Annotated in this window: 18 protein-coding genes and 2 tRNA genes; 10 read left to right on the top strand and 10 right to left on the bottom strand. The window is 44.5% G+C overall.

The genetic code is table 11. The annotated features are described in order from the left end of the window. Positions 1–15: 15 nt before the first annotated feature. From AAHJ11_RS01815 to AAHJ11_RS01805, 3 genes are all read right to left on the bottom strand, one after another. Positions 16–2,208, bottom strand: a complete 2,193-nt coding sequence (locus AAHJ11_RS01815; RefSeq protein ID WP_298045305.1) for a VapE domain-containing protein — start codon at positions 2,206–2,208, stop codon at positions 16–18. A 127-nt stretch (positions 2,209–2,335) separates the two neighbouring features. Next, a complete protein-coding gene (locus tag AAHJ11_RS01810; RefSeq protein WP_167511925.1) occupies positions 2,336–2,572 on the bottom strand; it encodes a hypothetical protein in 237 nt (78 codons plus the stop codon). Positions 2,573–3,116: 544 nt separating this feature from the next. Further along, positions 3,117–3,362, bottom strand: coding sequence for a DUF4248 domain-containing protein (locus AAHJ11_RS01805; protein ID WP_148367949.1), 246 nt, complete (start codon positions 3,360–3,362; stop codon positions 3,117–3,119). A 293-nt stretch (positions 3,363–3,655) separates the two neighbouring features. Here AAHJ11_RS01805 and AAHJ11_RS01800 point away from each other — a divergent pair, with 293 nt between their 5' ends. The 3 genes from AAHJ11_RS01800 (at position 3,656) to AAHJ11_RS01790 (ending at position 4,916) form a co-directional block, all read left to right on the top strand. Continuing rightward, positions 3,656–4,171 (top strand): HU family DNA-binding protein, encoded by a 516-nt coding sequence (locus AAHJ11_RS01800; RefSeq protein ID WP_167511927.1) that lies wholly within the window; start codon positions 3,656–3,658, stop codon positions 4,169–4,171. Positions 4,172–4,224: 53 nt separating this feature from the next. After that, positions 4,225–4,701, top strand: coding sequence for an N-acetylmuramoyl-L-alanine amidase (locus AAHJ11_RS01795; RefSeq protein ID WP_148367953.1), 477 nt, complete (start codon positions 4,225–4,227; stop codon positions 4,699–4,701). 113 nt (positions 4,702–4,814) lie between these two features. After that, entirely contained in the window at positions 4,815–4,916 is a 102-nt protein-coding gene (locus AAHJ11_RS01790; RefSeq protein WP_167511929.1) for a smalltalk protein, read from the top strand. A 207-nt stretch (positions 4,917–5,123) separates the two neighbouring features. Here the strand turns inward: AAHJ11_RS01790 and AAHJ11_RS01785 are convergent, their stop codons facing one another. Further along, positions 5,124–6,173 carry a leucine-rich repeat domain-containing protein gene (locus AAHJ11_RS01785; protein ID WP_413578991.1) on the bottom strand — a complete coding sequence of 350 codons (1,050 nt, stop codon included), beginning with the start codon at positions 6,171–6,173 and terminating at the stop codon, positions 5,124–5,126. Positions 6,174–6,276: 103 nt separating this feature from the next. On the opposite strand from AAHJ11_RS01785, the gene AAHJ11_RS01780 reads away from it, so the two are divergent. Then, positions 6,277–7,173 carry a CPBP family intramembrane glutamic endopeptidase gene (locus tag AAHJ11_RS01780; protein WP_413578989.1) on the top strand — a complete coding sequence of 299 codons (897 nt, stop codon included), beginning with the start codon at positions 6,277–6,279 and terminating at the stop codon, positions 7,171–7,173. Here the strand turns inward: AAHJ11_RS01780 and AAHJ11_RS01775 are convergent. Continuing rightward, positions 7,145–9,277 carry a Tex family protein gene (locus AAHJ11_RS01775; protein WP_234132265.1) on the bottom strand — a complete coding sequence of 711 codons (2,133 nt, stop codon included), beginning with the start codon at positions 9,275–9,277 and terminating at the stop codon, positions 7,145–7,147. The genes AAHJ11_RS01780 and AAHJ11_RS01775 overlap by 29 nt on opposite strands. 118 nt (positions 9,278–9,395) lie before the next feature. Between AAHJ11_RS01775 and AAHJ11_RS01770 the strand changes: the two genes are divergently transcribed. The 3 genes from AAHJ11_RS01770 to AAHJ11_RS01760 all read left to right on the top strand — a co-directional run bounded on the left by AAHJ11_RS01770 (position 9,396) and on the right by AAHJ11_RS01760 (position 14,059). After that, complete coding sequence (locus AAHJ11_RS01770; protein ID WP_074559723.1) at positions 9,396–11,324, top strand: sensor histidine kinase; 1,929 nt, start codon at positions 9,396–9,398, stop codon at positions 11,322–11,324. Next, the gene (locus tag AAHJ11_RS01765) at positions 11,321–13,063 is read left to right on the top strand and encodes a bifunctional metallophosphatase/5'-nucleotidase (protein ID WP_148367344.1); all 1,743 of its coding nucleotides are present in this window, start codon (positions 11,321–11,323) and stop codon (positions 13,061–13,063) included. The genes AAHJ11_RS01770 and AAHJ11_RS01765 overlap by 4 nt, the downstream gene beginning before the upstream one ends. Before the next feature lie 93 nt (positions 13,064–13,156). Beyond that, positions 13,157–14,059 carry a helix-turn-helix domain-containing protein gene (locus AAHJ11_RS01760; RefSeq protein ID WP_074559709.1) on the top strand — a complete coding sequence of 301 codons (903 nt, stop codon included), beginning with the start codon at positions 13,157–13,159 and terminating at the stop codon, positions 14,057–14,059. Positions 14,060–14,061: 2 nt separating this feature from the next. Here the strand turns inward: AAHJ11_RS01760 and AAHJ11_RS01755 are convergent, their stop codons facing one another. Then, complete coding sequence (locus tag AAHJ11_RS01755) at positions 14,062–14,646, bottom strand: Crp/Fnr family transcriptional regulator (protein WP_074559707.1); 585 nt, start codon at positions 14,644–14,646, stop codon at positions 14,062–14,064. A gap of 106 nt (positions 14,647–14,752) precedes the next feature. On the opposite strand from AAHJ11_RS01755, the gene AAHJ11_RS01750 reads away from it, so the two are divergent. Beyond that, positions 14,753–15,490 (top strand): DUF3845 domain-containing protein, encoded by a 738-nt coding sequence (locus AAHJ11_RS01750; RefSeq protein WP_074559704.1) that lies wholly within the window; start codon positions 14,753–14,755, stop codon positions 15,488–15,490. A gap of 149 nt (positions 15,491–15,639) precedes the next feature. Here AAHJ11_RS01750 and AAHJ11_RS01745 read toward each other — a convergent pair. The 4 genes from AAHJ11_RS01745 to AAHJ11_RS01730 form a co-directional block, all read right to left on the bottom strand. Further along, positions 15,640–15,714 (bottom strand) — tRNA-Glu (locus AAHJ11_RS01745). Positions 15,715–15,780: 66 nt separating this feature from the next. Further along, positions 15,781–15,867: transfer RNA gene (locus AAHJ11_RS01740), tRNA-Ser, on the bottom strand. A gap of 429 nt (positions 15,868–16,296) precedes the next feature. Further along, positions 16,297–17,724, bottom strand: coding sequence for a VWA domain-containing protein (locus tag AAHJ11_RS01735; protein ID WP_217723616.1), 1,428 nt, complete (start codon positions 17,722–17,724; stop codon positions 16,297–16,299). After that, positions 17,699–19,273 carry an AAA family ATPase gene (locus AAHJ11_RS01730; RefSeq protein WP_367742472.1) on the bottom strand — a complete coding sequence of 525 codons (1,575 nt, stop codon included), beginning with the start codon at positions 19,271–19,273 and terminating at the stop codon, positions 17,699–17,701. Before AAHJ11_RS01730 ends, AAHJ11_RS01735 begins: the two co-directional genes overlap by 26 nt. Before the next feature lie 213 nt (positions 19,274–19,486). Here AAHJ11_RS01730 and AAHJ11_RS01725 point away from each other — a divergent pair, with 213 nt between their 5' ends. Next, positions 19,487–19,930, top strand: coding sequence for a hypothetical protein (locus AAHJ11_RS01725; RefSeq protein ID WP_195650426.1), 444 nt, complete (start codon positions 19,487–19,489; stop codon positions 19,928–19,930). 261 nt (positions 19,931–20,191) lie between these two features. Then, entirely contained in the window at positions 20,192–21,856 is a 1,665-nt protein-coding gene (locus tag AAHJ11_RS01720) for a putative transporter (protein ID WP_320978446.1), read from the top strand. Positions 21,857–21,879 lie beyond the last annotated feature (23 nt).

Genomic DNA, 21,879 nt, shown 5'->3' with positions numbered 1-21,879 from the left:
TGCTTGGCAGATTGATTATAACTCTAATCCTTTTTGAACCGGAACTTGCGGTCGTATTGAATTTTCTGTACGTTCCTGGGATGTATACTCCACCACCCAATATTCTGTGACATTGTTGGAGGTCTTCCGTGAGTGGAAATGGTTGTTCTCCAGTACCGTGACCAGCATTTGTTTCATCTGTGCGTTGGCCTGTGTACGCCCGTTCACGCTTAATACCGACAGCAGGTAGGAGGCGGGATACCATTTCGCCTGTATATCGTTCGGCCTGGCAGCCCGGAAATAGAAGAAAAGATTCTCTTCCATCGGATCTTTTTGGCGGAACGCCTCGTTGCGGTTGTTGAGAAACGTAATCTCTTGGTTCTCATACCAATATTGGAATCCCTGCCGGTAGAGTGCGTATGCTTGTGCATATATCCCCTGATGGTTGACAGGCGTGTGATAGTCTATTTTCAGAAGCGTATTGAACAGGATACGCCTGTTTTCACCAATGTCCGGCAGACAGTGCGGGTTGTTGGTGCTGGCGATGAACGAGGCGCGGCGGGTGAACGTATAATTCTGGATGTCGTAAACCTTCCGTTCGTTCATCACATCTTGCGTGATGAGACTTTTCAACTCCTGCATCCGTGCGGGAGAGAGCGTGTCAAACTCATCCAGGTTGATGATCAGGCAGGACGACATTTGCAGGAGATGGTCTTTGTTTTCGGGATAAATCATGCCGTTGCGATAATAATCTTTAAGCTCCGGCGGGAGGAGACGGCGGATAAAGGTACTCTTGCCTTTTCCCTGTGCGCCGTGGAGTAACATCAACTGGTGGTTTTGCACTTCGTCATTGATGGCGCATGCCACCATTCCCACCAGCCAGCGGCGGAAACTGTCTTCAAAAAAAGCCTGATCTGCCGCTTTTACTGTTTTTGTCAGTTGCCCGATGTGGTCTGTTTTCCCGTCCCATGCCTCGAGTGAGGTGAAATAATGGACAAATGGGTTGAATGGCTTGGCATAGTCCGAGTCTACCAGCGCTTTCAAATTAGCTTGTGAGACGTATATCTTCTTCATCTGCGCGTTGATATAGAATGTGTTGACATCCTTTACGCGAAGTGTGCTGAAAGGCGGCAGCTCTGTGGGGGGAACACCGGGTATTAGTTTCCGGAACTCGATTTGCTCTTTCACTACGTTTCTCCTGATTTCGTAGTGTTCATCCATAAATTTGATTACCTGGCAGATTCTCGGTGTTTTCTCTTCTTCTTCCGCACAGTCAGTCTTTGAGGTATATTGGTAAGCATTGTGCAGGGGGAGTTCGAGGTCGAAATCGGGGAGTTCGCCGAAATGGCTGTGTGCCAGACTGACGGCTTCCTCTTCCGTGATATGCCGACGGTAACACTGGTTGCCCAGACAATAGAAGAAATTGTCCCGGTTGCCTGTCTCCAGACGTTCTTTGCGTTGGGTGTATTCCAGCGCTTTCCGGAAGTCGAGTTGCACTTGCAGGTCGATGGGCGACGCGTTCTCCTGCACGGGAAGGAGGGGAGATCGTTTTGCCGGATTTTTGCGTTTCTTGTTTTTGCACTCTTCCTCGGTGGGCAGTGTCACTTTTACGGTCAGCGGCTTTACGTTTTCCAGTCGTTCGGGAGCGAAGAAAGCGTCCGGATCATGCGACACGAAGAATCCGCGTCCCGGATCGCTTCCGCTTGTATCCACTTTGGTATTGAGCAGTGTTTCGTATTTGCTGCTTGCCAAGGCGTACATTCGGTGGTGATATCGTTCGAGGGTGGGGAAGTCGACGGTTCCCAGCGCGTTCAGTTCGGCACGTAAGGCTTCCGCCTCTTTGCCGGTGAGGTAGACAAAGATTTTCAACCCGTGCATGCGGGGACTGATGAAGCTTCCTAATGTGTCGGGGCAATCGTTCGCCAGTTGGCGGAATTCCGGGAGCTTTTCTGCCGGCATATCGTCACAGTCTACCGTGATGATGTCCTGATACTTGTCCAGGCTGTAAGCCAGTCTTTCCTTTACGTAAGTGGCTGTGATGGTGTGGTAGGGCAGTTGCTTCTTCATGCGGTCTGCTTTCGCCGTGTCTCCTGCCTCCATTGCTTCCCGAAGTCTCCGGATTCTGTCCCGATAGACATCTCCCCGGATAAATTCGAACAGTTGCCGGATGCTGATATTTCCTGATACGAGTGATAATCCTCTGTATGTGGTTATTACGATATTTTCCATTTGATTTGTTGATATGAATTTAAGTCGTGTCAATATTAACACACTGCAAAGGACGGCTTTTCCTGTAGATAAAAAAAACTGCTTTTGGTACTCAAAAAGCAGTTTTTTAACAGTCGGCTCTTAAATGTTAATCGTCAAAAAGCGTTCTTTTTAGTCTTTGTATCTCATAGTCAATCTCTTCTACGCTTAATGATTCGTCCGAATCATCATATTTCTTGAAATTAACAGTCATAAACAACAATTGTGCAAAGAATTTGGGACCTTTAGTGTTAAAAGGAGAATCGTGATCATAGCAGAGATGGACAAAGGGAAGGAGATACTTCTTGCGTTCGCGCGGACTTACATCTATCCTGTTGTTATACAAATTATTGACGGTGTCAAGCGTTTGTGTGATAAACTGGGATACTTGGGGGAATTCTCCCTTTTCGAGCGTTATAGCCTGCTTGTTCAGGTAAACGAAGCCTTCGGAAAAAATGTCTTTTTTCTCATGATTTTAAGTGTTATTTCAATGTTGTTAAAAAATGTTGTTTTAAAAAGACGCAAAGGTACATTTTATTTTGTTCCTATCATTTACTTATGTTGTTTATTCTCTTTATAGATTTTATTTGATGGAAAAAGCGTGTATTTGAGGGTGAACCCCTCACCCTCAAATACACGCTTTTTTCTATCTAAAAGAATATTCTCCCGCGCCTGCGCACGTGGACATTATTATATAAAGAAAACTCATATGGCCTGTTTATCCTCAAGATGCTGTGTGTTGCACAGAATCCCTTATAGCCGCTTTCATTTTCATTATAGCTAATCTCGATTTCATTATAGCTAATTTCATTTTCATTATAGCTAATTTCATTTTCATTATAGCTAATTTCATTTTCATTATAGCTAATCAGCACTTGCCATAAAGAGATTCATGGCTCATCGAGATACTTCACAATGAGCCGTACCTGCCTTGCGCTGTAAGCGTGGTCGTTTTTTCCTTCACCGCCACTATACATTGCGTCATATAGTTCATTGTTATTTCTGATCCACTCCCTCATTTTCCGCATGGCATACACCAACGGTACATAAGGATTATATAAATGCGCCAGCTCCGATTTCAAATACGGACGTATGACAAACGGCTCTTCCGCCGCCTCTTCAGTTTCAGCTTTCATATCTTCGGGGAATTATGTTTATAGTATTCCAAATATACAAAAAATCCATAGGAACTCCAAATGTATAAGTAAAATAAAATCACTCTGAATGAAAGTAAATACATTCTAAATGAAAGTAAGACAAAGTAAGCCAATCGGAGACAAAGTACGTCATTCCATTCCCCTGTAATACACTACCTTTGAGGTATCGAAAGAAAAGAAACAGAGCTCGTTCCTCTCTTCCGATACCATTGCGCTAACCGCAATCTGTAACATTTATTTTTTAATTTTTAATTCTCAATTTTTAATTTATCATGGCAATACCATTTAAAAGAATGGGTCGTAAAGATCCGAGAGAGGTTGATGGGGTGGTGAAGTATCACCCACAACTTGTGACGCAGGGACAGAGTGTAGACCTGGATAAACTCGCTTACACGATGAAAGAGAAAAGTTCCTTGTCGCTGGGCGATATCCAGAGTGTGCTAACCAATCTTGTTGAAGCGATGCGTGCAGCGTTGTTCGACGGTAAGTCCGTCAATATCCGCGACTTCGGTGTATTCAGTCTTTCCGCTACCACACTGGGGGCGGATACGAAAGAAGAGTGTACGATGAAGAACATCAGGAGCGTGAATATCAATTTCCGTCCTTCCAGCAGCGTCCGTCCTAATCTGACATCTACCCGTGCCGGTGAGAAAATCGAGTTCCTTGACCTCGATGCACCTAAGAAAAAGAAAACCGAAGGTGGAGATTCCGGTGAAGAAGGTGGAGGAGGAGACTCCGGTGGAGGTAGTGGTGATGGCGGTGGTGAAGCTCCGGATCCGGCAGCTTGAGCCATAGAGCGTAGATAATGCTTACAACTGATAAGAAAAACAGTGGCACTATAATGAGAAAGATTGATTTGATCGTGATTCACTGTTCCGCCACCCGTGCCGACCGTTCGCTCACCCCGGATGATCTGGAAACGCAACACCGTCGGCGTGGATTTAACGGAACAGGATATCACTACTACATCCGCAAAGACGGAACGGTGCACATCACCCGACCGATTGAACGTATCGGTGCGCACGTGAAAGGATTCAACGCTTGTTCGATAGGCATCTGCTATGAAGGTGGGCTGGACTGTCATGGTCGTCCGGCGGACACGCGGACACCGGAACAACGGGCAACACTTCATTTGCTTGTACATCAATTGCTTGAGACTTTCCCCGGTAGCCGGGTGTGCGGTCACCGGGATTTAAGTCCCGACCGCAACGGAAACGGGGAAATTGAACCGGAAGAATGGATCAAAGCGTGTCCGTGTTTTGAGGTGAAAGCGGAAGGTTTCACCACAGAGGACACAGAGGACACGGAGGAAAATTAGTATAAAAAAACAAACCACCGCAGCGTATACGGAGAAGGGAAATAAATATTCCTCTGTGCCCTCTGTGTCCTCTGTGGTCAACTAAAGAGCGTGGAAAGGAGGTGTGTAAAGTTATGGCAGTCAAAAGATCCCTTTGGGATACTATTTTAAAGGTAGTCATTGCGGTGGCTTCGGCAGTAGCAGGCGTATTTGGTGCGAATGCGATGAATCTGTAACCTATATTTTGGCGGGAAGTACGTGCACTACTTCCCGCCCTTTTTAGTTACTGATTTTTGTATTTATTTTTTAGTTTTCATATTATTGGCAATCTTGCCTATTCATATTCATACATATTATAAAACAATAATGTAATTCAAGTTTCGTACGTCTACTGTTGTGTTTTTGAAGCGTATATAATTTTTTATTTAGATCGGGTAGCTTTTTTATTTCTTATAAACCAACTTACTCGGAACTCCCTCCCCGAACAAGTGATCTCCCAGCGTTGTAATCTTATCCCCCGTAGCCAATACGTAGCGAAGATTATCGCATCCCATAAAAGCGCCGAACTCGATAGCCGTTACACTGGCCGGTAATTCCAGCGTGCCGCACAGACGACCGCAATTACTAAATACACGCTGTCCGATTGATTTCAGGTTATGAGGTAATTTCATATTCAGCAGATACTTCTTCTGCGAGAAAGTGAAGTCGGGGATAGCCGTTGCATTTGTCTTGGAAATATCAACCGATACGAGATTCGGCATATAATCGCGGATAAGTTTGAAGTCAGCGTTATCCAGTTTCCCTTCAACGGTGAGGAAGTTGATGTCTCTGGGTTGCAGTCCGGCTTTCAGGATCTCTTCTTCCAGTTTACCCATTGCACCCACTTGCAGGGTAGTCTCAACCGGTTCACCTTCGATGAAAGCAAAATTCTGCCATCTGTCTTTGTAGCGGTAAGCGTCGCTGCTGCCCAGAGGAACGAAGATGGCGGTAACGCTGTCTGCCAATGCTTCCGGCAGCAGGTTGGGAGCTGTCTTTTTCCGGATCTGGCAGATTTTCAGATTCTCACAGCCTTTGAAGGCAGCATCTTCGATATTCTTCGTTTTCTCGGAAAGGATCACTTTTTCCAGTGTGGCTTTACCTTTGGTCACTCCGCCTATCACATTCGAGAAAGCATAGGCAGGGATGAAGTTCGGCATATAAATGTAGAATTTTCCATTGGGATAAGTACCGGCTTTTCCGCTGTACATCTTGATTTCCGCGTTCGAAATATCCAATACTTTCAGATTATCGAATTCGTCACGGAGATGCCGGAAGTCCTCTGCATTCAGTTTTCCGGTCAGTGTGAGGTGGGTGACACTGTTGGCTTCCTCTTCAGTCATCATGGAAATCAGCGTACCGGGCTTACTCACATAATACGTCTTACTCACTTGGGCGGCGGCTCCTAATGCATTAGCGGCCAGTAAGAAACTTATCAATAGTAGTTTAATTTTCATAATTTTGTAGATTTGTTCTGACAAATATAGGAAAAATAGAGAATACATGATGTTTTTTTATGTTTTATATCTAATTTTGTAGCCGGATTAACAAATTGTAAAAATGGAGGCAGACAACATAGATGGGAAGAAAGAACCCAAAAGACTTCCTGTGTGGGCATGTATCCCGCTGTTTATTGTGGTACTTTTCATATTTATTGGATTGTATGGGACATTGGTCAGCGGAGGCCTGTCGTTGGTTCTTGGAGTGGAGGCTCGCCATCCGGGAGTAGTAGGGTATATTTTCGTGGAGGCCGGTATGCTTTTGGCCGTTCTTACTGCCGCCGTCATCTTGCTTCGTCTCGAACGTCGTCCGTTTTCTGATTTGGGACTTTCCCTAAAAGGACATACCAACGGACTGTGGTATGGTCTCTTGGTGGCAATCTTGCTCTATTTGCTGGGTTTCGGAATCTCTGTTGTTTTGGGAGAAATAGAAGTCACCGGTTTCCAGTTTAAGCCGTTGGATTTATTGGGGTCGTGGGTGTTTTTCCTGTTAGTGGCGTTGTTTGAAGAAATTCTGATGCGCGGCTATATCCTTGGACGTCTGCTTCATACCAATATGAATAAATTCCTGGCACTCTTCATCTCGTCGGCATTATTCGCGTTTATGCATATCTTTAATCCGGAAATAGCTTTCCTGCCGATGCTAAATCTATTGCTTGCCGGTATGCTGTTGGGTGCTTCCTATCTATATACCCGTAATCTGTGTTTCCCTATCTCTCTTCATCTTTTCTGGAATTGGATTCAGGGTCCGATTCTGGGTTATCAGGTAAGCGGAAATAATTTCACGACGAGCATGCTGACTTTGCGTATGCCCGAAGAAAACGTACTGAATGGCGGAGCCTTCGGTTTTGAAGGCTCGCTCATTTGCACAGTACTTATGATTATTTTTACGATTCTGATCGTGTGGTGGGGAGAAAAAAGAGAAGCAATCAGTCTTGCGGTACTCCGATCATACTAAGTTGAATCCGTTTCCGGTCATAATCTACATTCATCACTCTGACCATGACGTGTTGATGGATGGATACCACTTCCGTCGGATCGGAAATGAACCGTTCCGCTAATTGCGAGAGGTGCACCAGTCCATTCTCCTTAATACCTATATCGACAAACGCCCCGAAATTGGTGATGTTGCCTACGATGCCCGGAAGAATCATTCCTTCGCGCAAATCGGCTATGGTGCGCACGTTCTTGTCGAACTCGAAGACTTTGATAGCCTTACGCGGGTCACGTCCCGGCTTGTCGAGTTCCTGCAGAATGTCCTGTAAGGTGGGCAGGCCGACGGTAGGGGTGATGTAGGCGGAGATGTTAATCTTCCGGCGGAGTTCCTTGTCGGCTATCAGTTCGTCGATGGTACATTTCAGGTCTTTGGCCATTTGCTCTACGATGTGGTAGCTTTCCGGATGCACGGCGGTGTTGTCCAGCGGATTCTTGGCTCCGGGGATGCGGAGGAATCCGGCACACTGTTCGAAAGCCTTGGCGCCCATGCGCGGAACTTTCATCAACTCTTTCCGCGAACCGAAAGCTCCGTTTTCCGCCCGGTAGTTGACGATGTTTTGAGCCAGTTGCGGTCCCAGTCCGGAGATGTAAGTCAATAGATGGCTGCTTGCCGTATTCAGGTTTACGCCGACCAGGTTCACGCAATTCTCTACGGTCTGATCGAGTGCTTTTTTCAGCTTTGTCTGGTCTACATCGTGCTGGTATTGACCTACACCGATGGATTTAGGATCTATCTTCACCAATTCTGCCAACGGGTCCATCAGGCGGCGGCCGATGGAGACTGCTCCACGCACCGTTACGTCATAATCGGGAAACTCGTCGCGGGCAATCTTCGAAGCCGAATAAATGGAAGCTCCCTGTTCACTGACTACAAACACGGGTATCTGACGGTCGAAGCTCTGGCTGTTGATGAAATCTTCTGTCTCACGGCTTGCCGTTCCGTTGCCGATGGAGATGGCTTCTATCTGATAGGCCTCAATCATCTTACGGAGTTTGGAAGCAGCTTCTCCTGTTTTGTTCACCGGAGGATGCGGATAGATATTCTCATTATGTAACAGATTGCCTTGCGCATCGAGGCAGACAACTTTACATCCCGTACGGAATCCGGGGTCGATGGCGAGCACCCGTTTTTGTCCCAATGGAGGGGCGAGAAGAAGTTGGCGGAGGTTCTCGGTGAATACCCGGATGGCTTCCTCATCGGCTTTTTCTTTGGATTGAGCGGCAAATTCTGTTTCGATGGAGGGCTTGAGCAGACGCTTGTAAGCATCGACCGTAGCTTCGCCCACCTGCTGGCTACACTCGTTGTTGCCACGTACGAACTGACGTTCCAAGCGTTCGATACATGCCTCGTCGTCGGGATTGATGGATACTTTTAGCAGGCCTTCCGACTCTGCCCGGCGGATGGCCAACAGGCGGTGGGACGTGCAACGTTTCAGTGCTTCGGAGAAATCGAAATAATCCCGGTATTTCGCCGCTTCTTCCTCTTTTCCTTTCACCAATTTGGCACTAATCTCTGCCTGGCGGCTGAACTGATTACGTACCGCGTTGCGGGCACGTTCGTCTTCGTTCACCTGCTCTGCAAGGATGTCACGGGCGCCTTTCAGGGCATCTTCCACATCTTTCACGTCTCCTTTCACGAAGGAGGCAGCCTTGGCGCTAAGGTTGTTTTCCCTTTGCAACATCAGGAGGATGGCAAGCGGTTCCAACCCTTTCTGGCGGGCTACTTCAGCACGTGTCTTCCGCTTGGGTTTATAAGGAAGATAAATGTCTTCCAGTTCCGTAGGATTCCAAGTGTCGTTGATACGTTTCTCCAGTTCGGCAGTCAGTTTTCCCTGCTCGTTGATGGTGCCGAGAATCGTTTCTTTCCGTTTGGCTATGTCGCACAACTTATCGTGTTGCTCTTTGATTTGCTCTATCTGCACTTCATCCAGTCCGCCGGTGGCTTCTTTACGGTAACGGCTGATGAAGGGAATCGTAGCACCTTCACCCAAAAGATGGAGTGTACTACTTATTTGTCTTTCCGGTATACCCAAAAAACCGGAAATCATCTTGTGAAATAATTCCATAATTTGTATTTTTTGAGAGTAAATGAGCGACAAAAATACATATTAATCTGCTAAACCCGACAAGTTTTACTATATTTGCAACTTAATTAATGAATTAACACATCAAAACTGCATGATTATGCTGGGACGTCTTGGATATCTTTTTATCTGTTTCCTTTGGCTTCTGCAGTCAACGGAAGTATTGGCTGTCTCTAAAGATAAGAAACCTATTCTGATTATTTGCTCCTATAATCCGGCTGCGCATCAAACCTCGGTCACTATTTCCGATTATATGGATGAATATAGTAAATTGGGGGGACAGCGCGACATTATCATCGAAAACATGAACTGTAAAAGCTTCTCGGAAGCTCCGTTATGGAGCGAAATGATGACGCAGATTCTGGCTAAATATCAGGGGGAAAAGCATCCGGCGCAAATTATCCTGTTGGGACAGGAGGCATGGGCTGCTTATTTGTCGCAGAGGGATGAAATGCAGGTGAAAGTGCCTGTGATGTGCAGTCTGGCCAGTAGCAATGTGGTGATATTGCCGAAAGATACGGTGAAAAACCTTGATCGCTGGATGCCCGAATCTATCGATATATTTGAGGATCATCTGGATATTCCCGAACTGGAATCGGGATTTATCAACCAATATAATATAGAAGGTAATATCCGCATGATTCAAGCTTTCTACCCGAAAACGAAACACATTGCTTTTATCTCGGACAATACTTATGGCGGGGTGACCATGCAAGCGTTGGTGCGAAAAGAAATGAAGAACTTCCCCGATCTGGATTTGATTCTGATGGACGGCCGGACACATTCTATTTATACCATCGTTGAGGAATTGAGACAGCTGCCCGAAAACACAGTTATCTTGGTGGGAACGTGGCGTGTGGACATGAACGAAGGGTATTTCATGCGAAATGCTACGTATGCCATGATGGAAGCTACTCCTACCATCCCGGCTTTTACTCCTTCATCGGTGAGCCTCGGTTATTGGGCGATAGGAGGAGTGCTGCCCGATTATCGGAAAGTGGGAGGAGAAATGGCTCTGGAATCTATACGGATGGATCAGCATCCGGAGGATACGGAAAAGCATCTTTCGGTCATCGGCTGCAAAGCGGTATTGGATAGCCGGAAGGTGAAAGAGTGGGGGCTGCACCCGAATGTGTTGCCTTTTAAAGTGCAGCTTGTCAACCAGTCGGTTTCGTTCTATCAGCAATATACTTATCAGATATGGTCTGCTTGTGCTTTGTTCGTGATTCTGGTACTTGGCTTATGTATCTCTCTCTTCTATTATTTCCGTACGAAACGTTTGAAAGACGAGCTTCTGAAATCGGAGAAGGATTTGCGTGTAGCGAAAGACAGGGCGGAAGAGTCTAATCGTCTGAAGAGTGCTTTCCTTGCTAATATGAGTCATGAGATACGGACACCGTTGAACTCGATTGTCGGCTTCTCGGATGTACTGGCAATGGGTGATAGCACGGAGGATGAACAGCAGTCTTATTATCAGATTATCAAAACCAATTCGGATTTGTTGCTTCGTCTGATTAATGATATTCTCGATCTTTCACGTCTGGAGGCCAACCGGGTGACTTTGACGTGGGAGGAATGTGATGTGGTGCAATTGTGTAGTCAGGTGGTTGCCTCTGTTAGTTTTTCACGGCAGTCGTCGGATAATCAGTTTTTGTTTTCCACCTCTTTTGAAACTTTCCGGATGGTGACGGATGTGCAGCGTATGCAACAGGTAATCATTAATCTGCTGTCCAATGCTGACAAATTTACGAAAGGCGGGAAGATTACATTGGACTTTTCTGTGAATGAGGAAAAGCAAATGGCTATTTTCTCGGTAACGGATACCGGATGCGGCATCCCGAAAGAAAAACAGGGACTTGTGTTCGAGCGTTTTGAAAAATTGAATGAGTATGCCCAGGGAACCGGATTGGGATTGTCTATCTGTAAATTGATTGTGCATAAATGGAGAGGAAGTATATGGATCGACCCTGACTATACCGGTGGGGCACGGTTCGTATTCTCGCATCCGCTAAATATAGAAAAAGAATGAAACGAATAGGATTTATTTATGGCTTGCTTTTCTGTCTCGTACTGTCTGTTGCGGCGCAGGAAAAGGTAGTGAAGCTGAAGATTGTGGAAACAAGTGACGTACATGGTAATTATTATCCTTACAATTTTATAACCCGTCACGAGTGGAAGGGGAGTCTGGCACGTATTTATTCTTTCGTGCAGAAGGAGCGCGAACAGTATAAAGAGAATCTGATATTGCTGGATAATGGTGATATTTTGCAGGGGCAGCCTACTGCCTATTACTATAATTATATAGATACGGTGTCTCCTCATCTTTGTTCGGAAATGATGAATTATATGAAATATGATGCCGGCAATATGGGAAACCATGATGTGGAAACGGGGCGTGCCGTGTTCGACCGTTGGATAGCCACTTGTGACTTCCCTGTGTTGGGTGCCAACATCATTGATACGTCTACGGGAAAGCCCCATCTGGCTCCTTATAAGGTGTTGGAACGTGATGGCGTGAAGATCGTGGTATTGGGTATGATTACTCCTGCCATCCCTGCATGGCTTTCTGAAAACCTGTGGAAAGGGTTGCGTTTCGACGATATGGAAGAGACGGCACGCAAATGGATGAAGATTATCCATGAAAAAGAGAATCCCGATGTAGTGATCGGATTGTTTCATGCCGGACAGGAGGCTTTCAAAATGTCGGGCAAATACAATGAGAATGCTTCTCTCAACGTTGCGAAGAATGTCCCGGGATTCGATATTGTATTGATGGGACACGATCATGCCCGCGAATGTAAGAAGGTGATGAACGTGGCCGGAGATTCGGTGTTGATTATCGATCCGGCCAGCAATGGAATTGTATTGTCTAATATCGATGTGACCTTGAAATTGAAAGATGGAAAGGTGCAGAGCAAGGATATCAAGGGGGAGTTGACGGAGACGGAAACTTACGGAATCAGCGAGGATTTCATGAAGTATTTTGCTCCGCAATATGAGGCGGTGCAGAAGTTTGTATCCAAGAAGATCGGAACTTTTACCGAGAGTATCTCTACTCGTCCTGCTTTCTTCGGTCCTTCCGCTTTTATCGACTTGATACATACCTTACAGCTCGACATTACCGGAGCTGACATCTCTTTTGCCGCTCCGCTTTCGTTTGATGCGGAGATAAAGAAGGGGGATGTGTTTGTCAGTGATATGTTCAACTTATATAAGTACGAGAATATGTTGTACGTGATGACGTTGTCCGGGAAGGAGATTAAGGATTTTCTGGAGATGTCTTATTATATGTGGACGAACCGGATGAAGTCACCGGAAGATCATCTGCTCTGGTTCAAGGAGAAACCTCGGGAAGGTGCGGAAGACAGGGCTTCTTTCCGGAACTTCAGTTTTAATTTCGACTCGGCTTCCGGCATTATTTATACGGTGGACGTGACTAAACCGCAGGGAGAAAAGATTACGATTACGAGTATGGCCGACGGTTCTCCTTTCCGTATGGATAAGATATATAAAGTGGCCTTAAATTCTTATCGTGGTAATGGCGGTGGAGAACTGTTGACGAAAGGATCGGGTATTCCGCAGGAGAAATTGAAAGACCGTATTATTTTCTCTACGGATAAAGACCTTCGTTTCTATTTGATGAATTATATCGAAAAGAAAGGTAAGATGGACCCCAAAGCCCTGAATCAGTGGAAGTTTGTTCCGGAGAAATGGACAGTGCCGGCTGCCAGACGTGATTATGAATATCTATTCCGGTCTGTTCAATAAGTAGTCAAAAGTGTTCATTATGTCCGATAATACTCCTGAATGGCTTGTGTATCTGATTAAATGCTGGTATATTTGTCGCAAAAAAGAGAGAGTATGGATATTCAGAGTGTTCCTAAAATAGGTATTTCTTCGGTAGTTCATTCCAAACATATAGATGCCGACCATATTGATGTTATGGATAATGATATAGCACTTTTCGATACGGAGAGCGTTATATCATTGTATAATGGACCTACCAAACTGGAAGTGCTGACTGTAGGGCTTTGCCTGGAAGGTACTGGTGCATTTAATATTAGTTTGCGTGAATTTGAGTTGTCTCCCGGATTGATGGTGATAGCGTTGCCCAGCCAGATTATTGAACAGCGGTGCTTTAGTCCCGATTTTAAGGGAATATTTTTTGCTGTGTCAAAGAATATGTTGGAGGTGTTGCCTAAAATAGGGAATGTGCTTTCCTTATTTCTCTATCTGAAAGACTATCCGTGTCTCGCCCTTCACTCGCACGAGCAGGAGGTTGTGAAGGAATATCATATGTTTATCAGAAAGAGATTGAGAAATAAGGAGGGGGTGTACCGTAAAGAGGTTGTGATGGGATTGATGCAGGGGTTCTTTTTCGAACTGTATAATATTCTTAATAACCATGTACCTGCCAATACTGTCACAGTGAAGAATAAAAGTCGGAAAGAATATATTTTTGAACGTTTCTATGAGTTTTTAGTAGAGTCCTACCAGTCTGAACGCAGTGTGAAATTCTATGCCGATCAGTTATGTCTGACACCGAAGCATCTTTCGGGAGTAGTGAAAGAGGTCAGTGGGAAAACAGTGGGAGAGTGGATTGACGAATTGGTGATTCTGGAGGCGAAAGCACTTCTGAATTCTTCAAGTATGAATATACAAGAGATTGCCGACCGGCTGAATTTTGCAAACCAGTCTTTCTTTGGAAAATACTTCAAACATTACACCGGTATGTCTCCTAAGGAATACCGGAAAAGCCGCTAAATTTATAAAACACCGGAACGTACACGGCTTAATGTCTCCGGTGTCATTAGAAGATAGGAGGCGATGTACGCCAAAGGTGCACGTTTGATGATTTCCGGATGTGTTTCGAGCAGGAGGTTATAGCGTTCGCGGGCGGATTCAAAACGCCAGGAGTCTGCTTTAATCTGCGATACGATTAGGGAGTATTCCAGTATCTTCTGGTAGAACATATTGATCTCCCAATTTTCTCTTGCCAACTTTTGTATCATATCACGGGGGAATAGGTAAATGATGGAAGGTTCCAGAGTTTCCACTATCAGCCGCGTAGGTTCTTGTTTCAAGAAACTTTCGATACACATCACGATGCAGCCTTCGTATGAGAAATGTTCGGTTATGTCTTTTCCATTTTTGTAATAATACTGCCTAAGCATACCTTTGCCAACAAAAACGAGTTCGTGAGCTACTTCTCCTTCATTCAGCGCTATTGCTCCTTTGGGAAATTCTTCACGGATCAATATGTTTTCTATCTGCCGTCTTCCTTCTATGCTCATTTCCGGAAAGCGGGAATTAACAACAGCATTTACGGTATCTCTTAATAGTGTATCCATGTCTTTTTGTCTTGGTGTGTGCAAAAATACTAAAAACGGTTGACATAAATCATGTGTGGTACAAAAAAGATGTATATTTGTCCGCAAAATCAAAATGTAGTTGATAATGAATAAGATAATAAAGTTGGCAGTGTTGCTGTTCTGTTTTAGTGGTTGTGTAAGGGATAATGATGCTATTTATTATCCGGTTGGCAACGTGGATGTGGAAAGAGGCGGTCCGGCTTTGGAGGCTGGAAAGGGTGATTTGATAGCCCGTAGTTATAATACCGAAGATTATGTACTGGACACGCTCGCGCAATATCCGGGTGATCCGACGCTCGGTAAATTGACATTTATGGTTAGTCTGAAAAACCGGTTGACTGATCAGGAGGTGAGTGGTTTTAATGGTGTCGGTCAATCCAAACTAACGATGAGTCTTGGATATAAAGACGGCAACTATCCGGCAGAAAGCCAGGTCCCTGTTTATACTTCGCCCGACGTGACTGCCAGTTATGCCATCAAACTCCGTTTAAAAGGAGAATTGACCTTAACAGGAGATGAATGGATGATTGATTATATTTATGCTCAATTAGCCGGCTTATTCCAGCCTTATCCTCCTACGTCTTTCCCGGAAGTGTTTATGTGTAAAGGGGGTGAACAATCGTATGCTACGTTCGATTCTTTCCGCAGAACTTGGACGTTCGATATAACTTATGACCGTTCCAACCTTTCTTTCAGCCAACTGTATTTCAATCTGTTTGTGAATCTGGCAGGTCAGAAAAGGGAGGACAGAGTCCGGTTGAGGATTGATAAGGAATCTTACTTCGAGATCTATAAAGAAAAAGAGAGTCCATTAATGGGATAGCGCGATAATTATGCGAGATGAAAATTTACGCAAAATTTGCACCATTTTTTTTAATAATACCCATTTATAACGCCTAAAAACGATACTTTGATATAGATATAAGGCAATAAAAAAGCCTCTTACTTGTTTGTAAGAGGCTGATAATCAAGTGGTAGTGGGTACGAGAATCGAACTCGTATTACATGCGTGAGAGGCATGTGTCCTAACCGTTAGACGAACCCACCGGAATTTGATAGATTTAAAAAGAGCCAAGTCTACAAAACTTAGCTCTTTTTTATTTTGAGATTTTGCGGAAGCTGGGGGATTCGAACCCCCGGTACCCTTACGAGTACGTCAGTTTAGCAAACTGGTGGTTTCAGCCACTCACCCAAACTTCCTTGAACCCGCATTCTCTCTCAAATGCGGTGCAAATATAGGGGGAACTTTTGGACTACGCAAATCTTTTAGCAAGATTTTTTTTACCTGTTTTTTGTAAAATGAGATAACCTGCTATGTTTCAAATGTTAAACGGAGGAATTTTTTTTTCGAAAGCTTTTAAATTTTATCGATGGGCGGACGACTTGAAACATATTGACGCTATCCGTTCATTATAGTGACGGTATCTTCATGGGATAGGGTAATCATCGGGATTGGATAGTGACGGTATATTTAACCTTGGAAAAGGGCATAAAAAAAGGCTATCTATCCCAGACAGCCAATCTTTTGTTAACCTTAAATCTAATACTATGAAAAACACAGTACAAATATACGGACTTCTGGTGAATTTGCAAATAAAACAAGAAAAAAGAGATGTTTTATAACATTGATTAAATATTTGATTCCTCAATTCTATTTTTATTAAGATTTTCAGCGTTTTGAACACTATATTCCCAATATTTATCACATAATTTCAGATAACTGGTCTCTGCACTTTTGCCTCCTAGAGAAATGGCATACATCTTTGTCTGTTTTGCTTTTGCATGTTCTATGGACTGGGATAGCAGTTTATCGACGGGACGCATCTCAAAATCCGATACGGTGATGATGTCTGCTTCCATATATCCTTCTTCGCTGATTTTTCGCAGAGCATGCGTGATGACCGGTTCCATATCTGTGCCACCATGAAAAGATTGGCTTAGGAAATCGACAAGGCGGTCGAAGCTACTTCCTAAATCGGTTATTTCAATACACTCGATATCATCGGAGAAAAGGATGACGTAACATTTCCGATGTTGTACTTCTGTCAATTCGGCAATGGCAAGTAGAGTAGATTTCGCGATTCTTTCCCGTTCTCCTGCCATAGAACCGGAAGTGTCCAGACAAACGATGAAAGGGCCTTCAGCTTCTTCGGAAACTTCATTTCCTGCTGTTTTCTTATCATTGATGGTTTGCTTCTCGTGCGATTGATAATCGATGACTTGTAGTCTCTTCTCTATGAAACGCTCGAAAAATATAGGCTGCAGGCTCTTTTCCGCCAGATAACAGTATTCCAGAGGGAGAAGACTATTCAAATCATTTCCTTCACAAATGCCTGCAATATCGCTTCGGGTGGCGTGAGATATAATTTGTTCCCGATGAATACCTGCGGTCATTTTGAAACGTTTCCGGCTGCTTTGGTGTTTCTTGCCTAAGATTTCTACCAGTTCGCGGATAACGGGATTCCGTTTGATCGTTTCTTCGTATTCTAAAATCTGTTCCGCTATCTGTTTATGATTGCGAAGCAGCCAGACGAGGCGTGAGCCACCGCGTACCGGAAGATTTTTGGCTAATGACAGTTGAATGCGGTAGAAATCCTCACAGAGTTGCTCGATATGTTCCATCTGATAGTTGAACTCATTGTTCGAGAGCAGCGTATGCCACTTGTCGAAAAAGAGAGTCCGCAACGCTTTCCATTCTTTGGAACGCGGGCTGATTACATCAAAACGTTGGAGATAGTATTTTACGTTGAGGTCTACCAGGTGATATTTCATGGAGAAGGGGTATGCGCTGTTTTTCAGGAATTGAAGAAACTTTGCGTCCGATGCTTCATTCATTTCATGAAAGTATTCCCATTGCGATGCATAGCGGGAGTAGAAATCTTGCAGGGAGGGTTGTGTGTGACGAAAATATAGGTGAATGTCCGCATCCAGTTCTTCGGGACGGATAATCTGATTGTGCAGTTGTTCGTCGTACACATCATAGGCTATTCCCTGCAATTTTTCGTAATAAATGTCTTGCAGGTGTTTGAGCCTAATACTCTCTGTTCTCTTGTTCATGGGCATGAGCGATGATGCGAAGTTCATTCCGGTAGTTCTCTATGACGTGTGCAGTCTCTCCTAAGATTCGCTTAATCTTGCTTTTTTGCGATGAACTTAAGAAAAGATGTTCCTTGGTGTATGCTGTTTCCCGCTCGGAGATTGTTTTATATTCTACTTCCATTTGCTGAAGTAAATCTATCACTTCCTGCAATGTAAATTCGAACGGAGTGCTGTCGTCCTGCTGTGCTGGCAAAGGTTCGCAATTGTCATAACATAGTAGTGGATACTCCTGATTGTTGATGAAAACAGATCGTTTTCCTTTTCGGAGGGAATAAATATTCTTTTGTGCGATATTTCTGTTCTTTACAAAATCGTAGGCTTTCAGGATTTTGTTGACCGGACGGAATTTATCCTGCTGGATATAAAACAGCCGGTTACTGTCTTTCTTCAAAGACTGGTAATCTGAAGCAAAGATGAGTAAATTTCCGGCAATGTGGTAACCTTCTATGCGATGATAGAAGGTATCTACGACCTGGATTCCCGGATCGCTAAGTTCCCGTAAGCTATGTTCGGACTTCATGTTCTCTTTCAACGTATCCAGTTTCTGTTCCAGCCGTTTTTCTCCCAATAAATAGGTGTTGATTCCCCGTGCAATCGACTGTTCCACTATATTTTCGATGATGGGGAGCTGCGAAACTTCATCCCACAGGCAGGCACTCATCAGCAAGCAGTCGGAGAAGTGAATCCCCGGCGATTCGTTCAGATAGGCCGAGGTGCGGAGCAGACCTACTATTTTTTTCCAACGGCGGTCGGATATATAGATGGGAGGGGTGTTTTCATCCCGTCCCGTATTGTACTGTTCGATTTCTCGTTTGATATTGTGAATCAGCTCGAAGATGGTATAGTGAATACCTACTTTCTCACTTTCAGCTTGTATTTGATTGTATAATTCATCGTCTACCTGGAGTTTTGCGGGGATTTCAGGTTCTACCTCCCGTGTAGAAGAGATCATCTGGTCGAAAGCATATTCCTGTTCAATGCATCCCACAAACTGGCGGATCAGGAAACGGTCGTATAAGGCTTCCAGTCCTTCACCCTTTGCGGGTAGTTCGTTGGACGCGGCAATCAGCGCTTTCAGAGGAACACGCACCGTAAATTGTCCGTTGCGATATATCTTTTCATTGATTACCGTCAAAAGAGAATTTTGGATGGCAGGACCGGCTTTCCATATTTCATCCAGGAAGACAATTGATGCTGTCGGCAAGTATCCTTGTGTAATACGTTCGTATGTATCTTCATCTTTCAATTTTGAGATGGACACGGGACCGAATATTTCATCCGGTGTACTGAAACGGGACATCAGATATTCAAAAGCATCCGCATCTTTAAATGCCAGTTTGAGCCTGCGCGCCACTAAGCTCTTGGCTACTCCCGGAGGGCCCAATAGAAAGATACTTTCACCTGCCATGGCAGATAATAGGGAGAGTGCGATGGTATGTTCTTTTTCGAATACTCCCTCATTGAGGGATTTCAGTAGTTGGGTGATATGGGATTTGATTGACTTCATGCGACAGATGATTTCATGTGTTGTTAGCAGGAGGCAAAGATACAAGAATTCTTTGAAATAGACTTCATTGGGGGGATTTACCCACAGATTTAGGCAATTTCCTCCCGATAAGTAGGAGTTTTCAGTTTCATAAGGAAAATTCATTCTCTACTTTTGTTCTATCGAAAGATTAATGATAGATAATAATTAGAGAACCGTTAAAAATAAAGGAATATGAAAACGAACACATTTAAATACTTCGGTTTGGCTTTGATGGCCGTATTGATGGTAAGTTTTACCTCTTGCGAAGTGGAAATAGATAGTTTCTATGATGATGATCATAATGGTGCAGGGTACTATAATCGTTCGGCTGATTTATGTAGCCGTACTTGGGTTAGTTTCTACCGGGACATGGACGGTAACTATTGCCGTCAGGAACTGGACTTCTTTTTAGATCGTACCGGAATTGACTATATACGGGTGGAATATCCTAACGGAGCAGTAGAGCAATATGAATATAATTTCCGTTGGAGCTGGGAGAATTATGCGCAGACTTCCATTCGTATGTCATACGGACCGAATGATGTTTCATACCTGGATGATGTGTACATCGGTGGAAACAGGTTAAGCGGTTATCTGGACGGACGAAATAACTTTGTAGAGTTTCAGGGGAAATGATGAAAGATAAAGAGGAAAGAAACAGAGGGAAAAGATCGTTTGAAGGATAACAAGATGCAGGTGAAAAGAGAAGGATAAGGAAGTTAAGATAGAAATAGGATAGTTATTAGGAACAAAATAATAGGTAACGAAGTAAAAGGGTAATCAATAAGATTTCAGGATATATGAATCAGGGTATCAATAGGGCGTGAAATGAAAGCTTAAAAGTTTTGAACCGGACTAAATAGTTTTTATCTTTGCGCCCTATTAGTTTTTATATACATGGAGTGGTTATATAGTCTATTTATCGAACATTCTGCCTTACAGGCTGTTGTGGTACTTTCACTGATTTCTGCCATTGGTCTGGGCTTGGGAAGAGTGCATTTCTGGGGAGTTTCCCTGGGAGTCACTTTTGTTTTTTTTGCAGGTATCCTTGCCGGACATCTCGGGCTTTCGGTCGATCCGCAGATGTTGAACTACGCAGAAAGTTTCGGACTGGTCATTTTCGTTTATTCTCTCGGTTTGCAAGTCGGTCCCGGTTTCTTCAGCTCTTTCCGCAAAGGAGGGGTGACGTTGAATATGTTGGCAATGGGAGTTGTTCTGTTGGGAACCTTGTTGACGGTGGTAGCCAGTTATGCAACAGGCGTCTCTCTTCCTGATATGGTCGGTATCCTCTGTGGAGCAACCACGAATACTCCGGCGTTGGGAGCCGCACAACAGACGCTGAAACAGATGGGAATGGACAGCAGTACTCCTGCTTTAGGATGTGCGGTAGCCTATCCGATGGGGGTCGTTGGTGTAATCCTTGCCGTTTTATTAATTCGCAAAGTGCTGGTTCGCAAAGAAGACTTGGAGATAAAAGAGAAAGACGATGCGAACAAAACCTACATTGCAGCGTTTCAAGTACACAATCCTGCTATTTTCAATAAAAGCATCAAGGATATAGCTCGCATGAGCTACCCGAAGTTTGTCATCTCCCGCTTATGGCGTGACGGACATGTCAGTATTCCGACTTCTGACAAGATATTGAAGGAAGGTGACCGTTTGCTGGTGGTAACTGCGGAGAAAGATGCTTTGGCCTTGACCGTGCTTTTTGGTGAACAGGAAAATACGGATTGGAATAAAGAGGACATTGACTGGAATGCGATTGATAGTGAATTGATTTCGCAGCGTATTGTCGTTACCCGTCCCGAACTGAATGGTAAGAAACTCGGGTCACTCCGATTGAGAAACCATTATGGGATTAACATCAGCCGCGTGTATCGGTCGGGTGTGCAGTTGCTTGCTACTCCGGGATTGGTACTTCAATTAGGAGACCGCCTGACGGTAGTGGGAGAGGCTGCTGCTATTCAGAATGTGGAGAAGGTATTGGGAAATGCTGTAAAAAGCTTGAAAGAACCCAATCTGGTTGTTGTGTTTATCGGCATCGTACTTGGCTTGGCATTGGGAGCTATTCCTTTCTCCTTTCCGGGTGTCAGTACTCCTGTGAAGCTGGGATTGGCGGGTGGACCGATTATCGTTGGTATCCTTCTGGGAACTTTTGGACCGCGGATACACATGATTACCTATACCACCCGTAGTGCGAATCTGATGCTGCGTGCCTTGGGGCTTTCCATGTATCTTGCTTGTCTGGGACTGGATGCCGGAGCTCATTTTTTCGACACCGTATTCCGTCCGGAAGGTTTGTTATGGATCGCTTTGGGGGCCGGATTGACTATTGTTCCAACCATGTTGGTCGGGTTTGTAGCTTTCAAGATGATGAAGATTGATTTCGGTACTGTATCCGGTATGTTGTGCGGAAGTATGGCAAATCCGATGGCACTGAACTATGTGAACGATACCATTCCCAGCGACAATCCATCCGTAGCCTATGCGACTGTTTATCCGCTGTGTATGTTCCTGCGGGTAATTATCGCTCAAGTGTTGTTGATGTTCTTGTTAAATTGAGAATTGAGAATTGAGAATTGAAA

Source organism: Bacteroides sp. 90-K9/2, assembly GCF_047310725.1.
GTDB classification, from domain to species: domain Bacteria; phylum Bacteroidota; class Bacteroidia; order Bacteroidales; family Bacteroidaceae; genus Bacteroides; species Bacteroides vicugnae.
The sequence above is the reverse complement of the archived record's forward strand: the minus strand, read 5'-3'. Positions and strand labels throughout refer to the sequence as shown.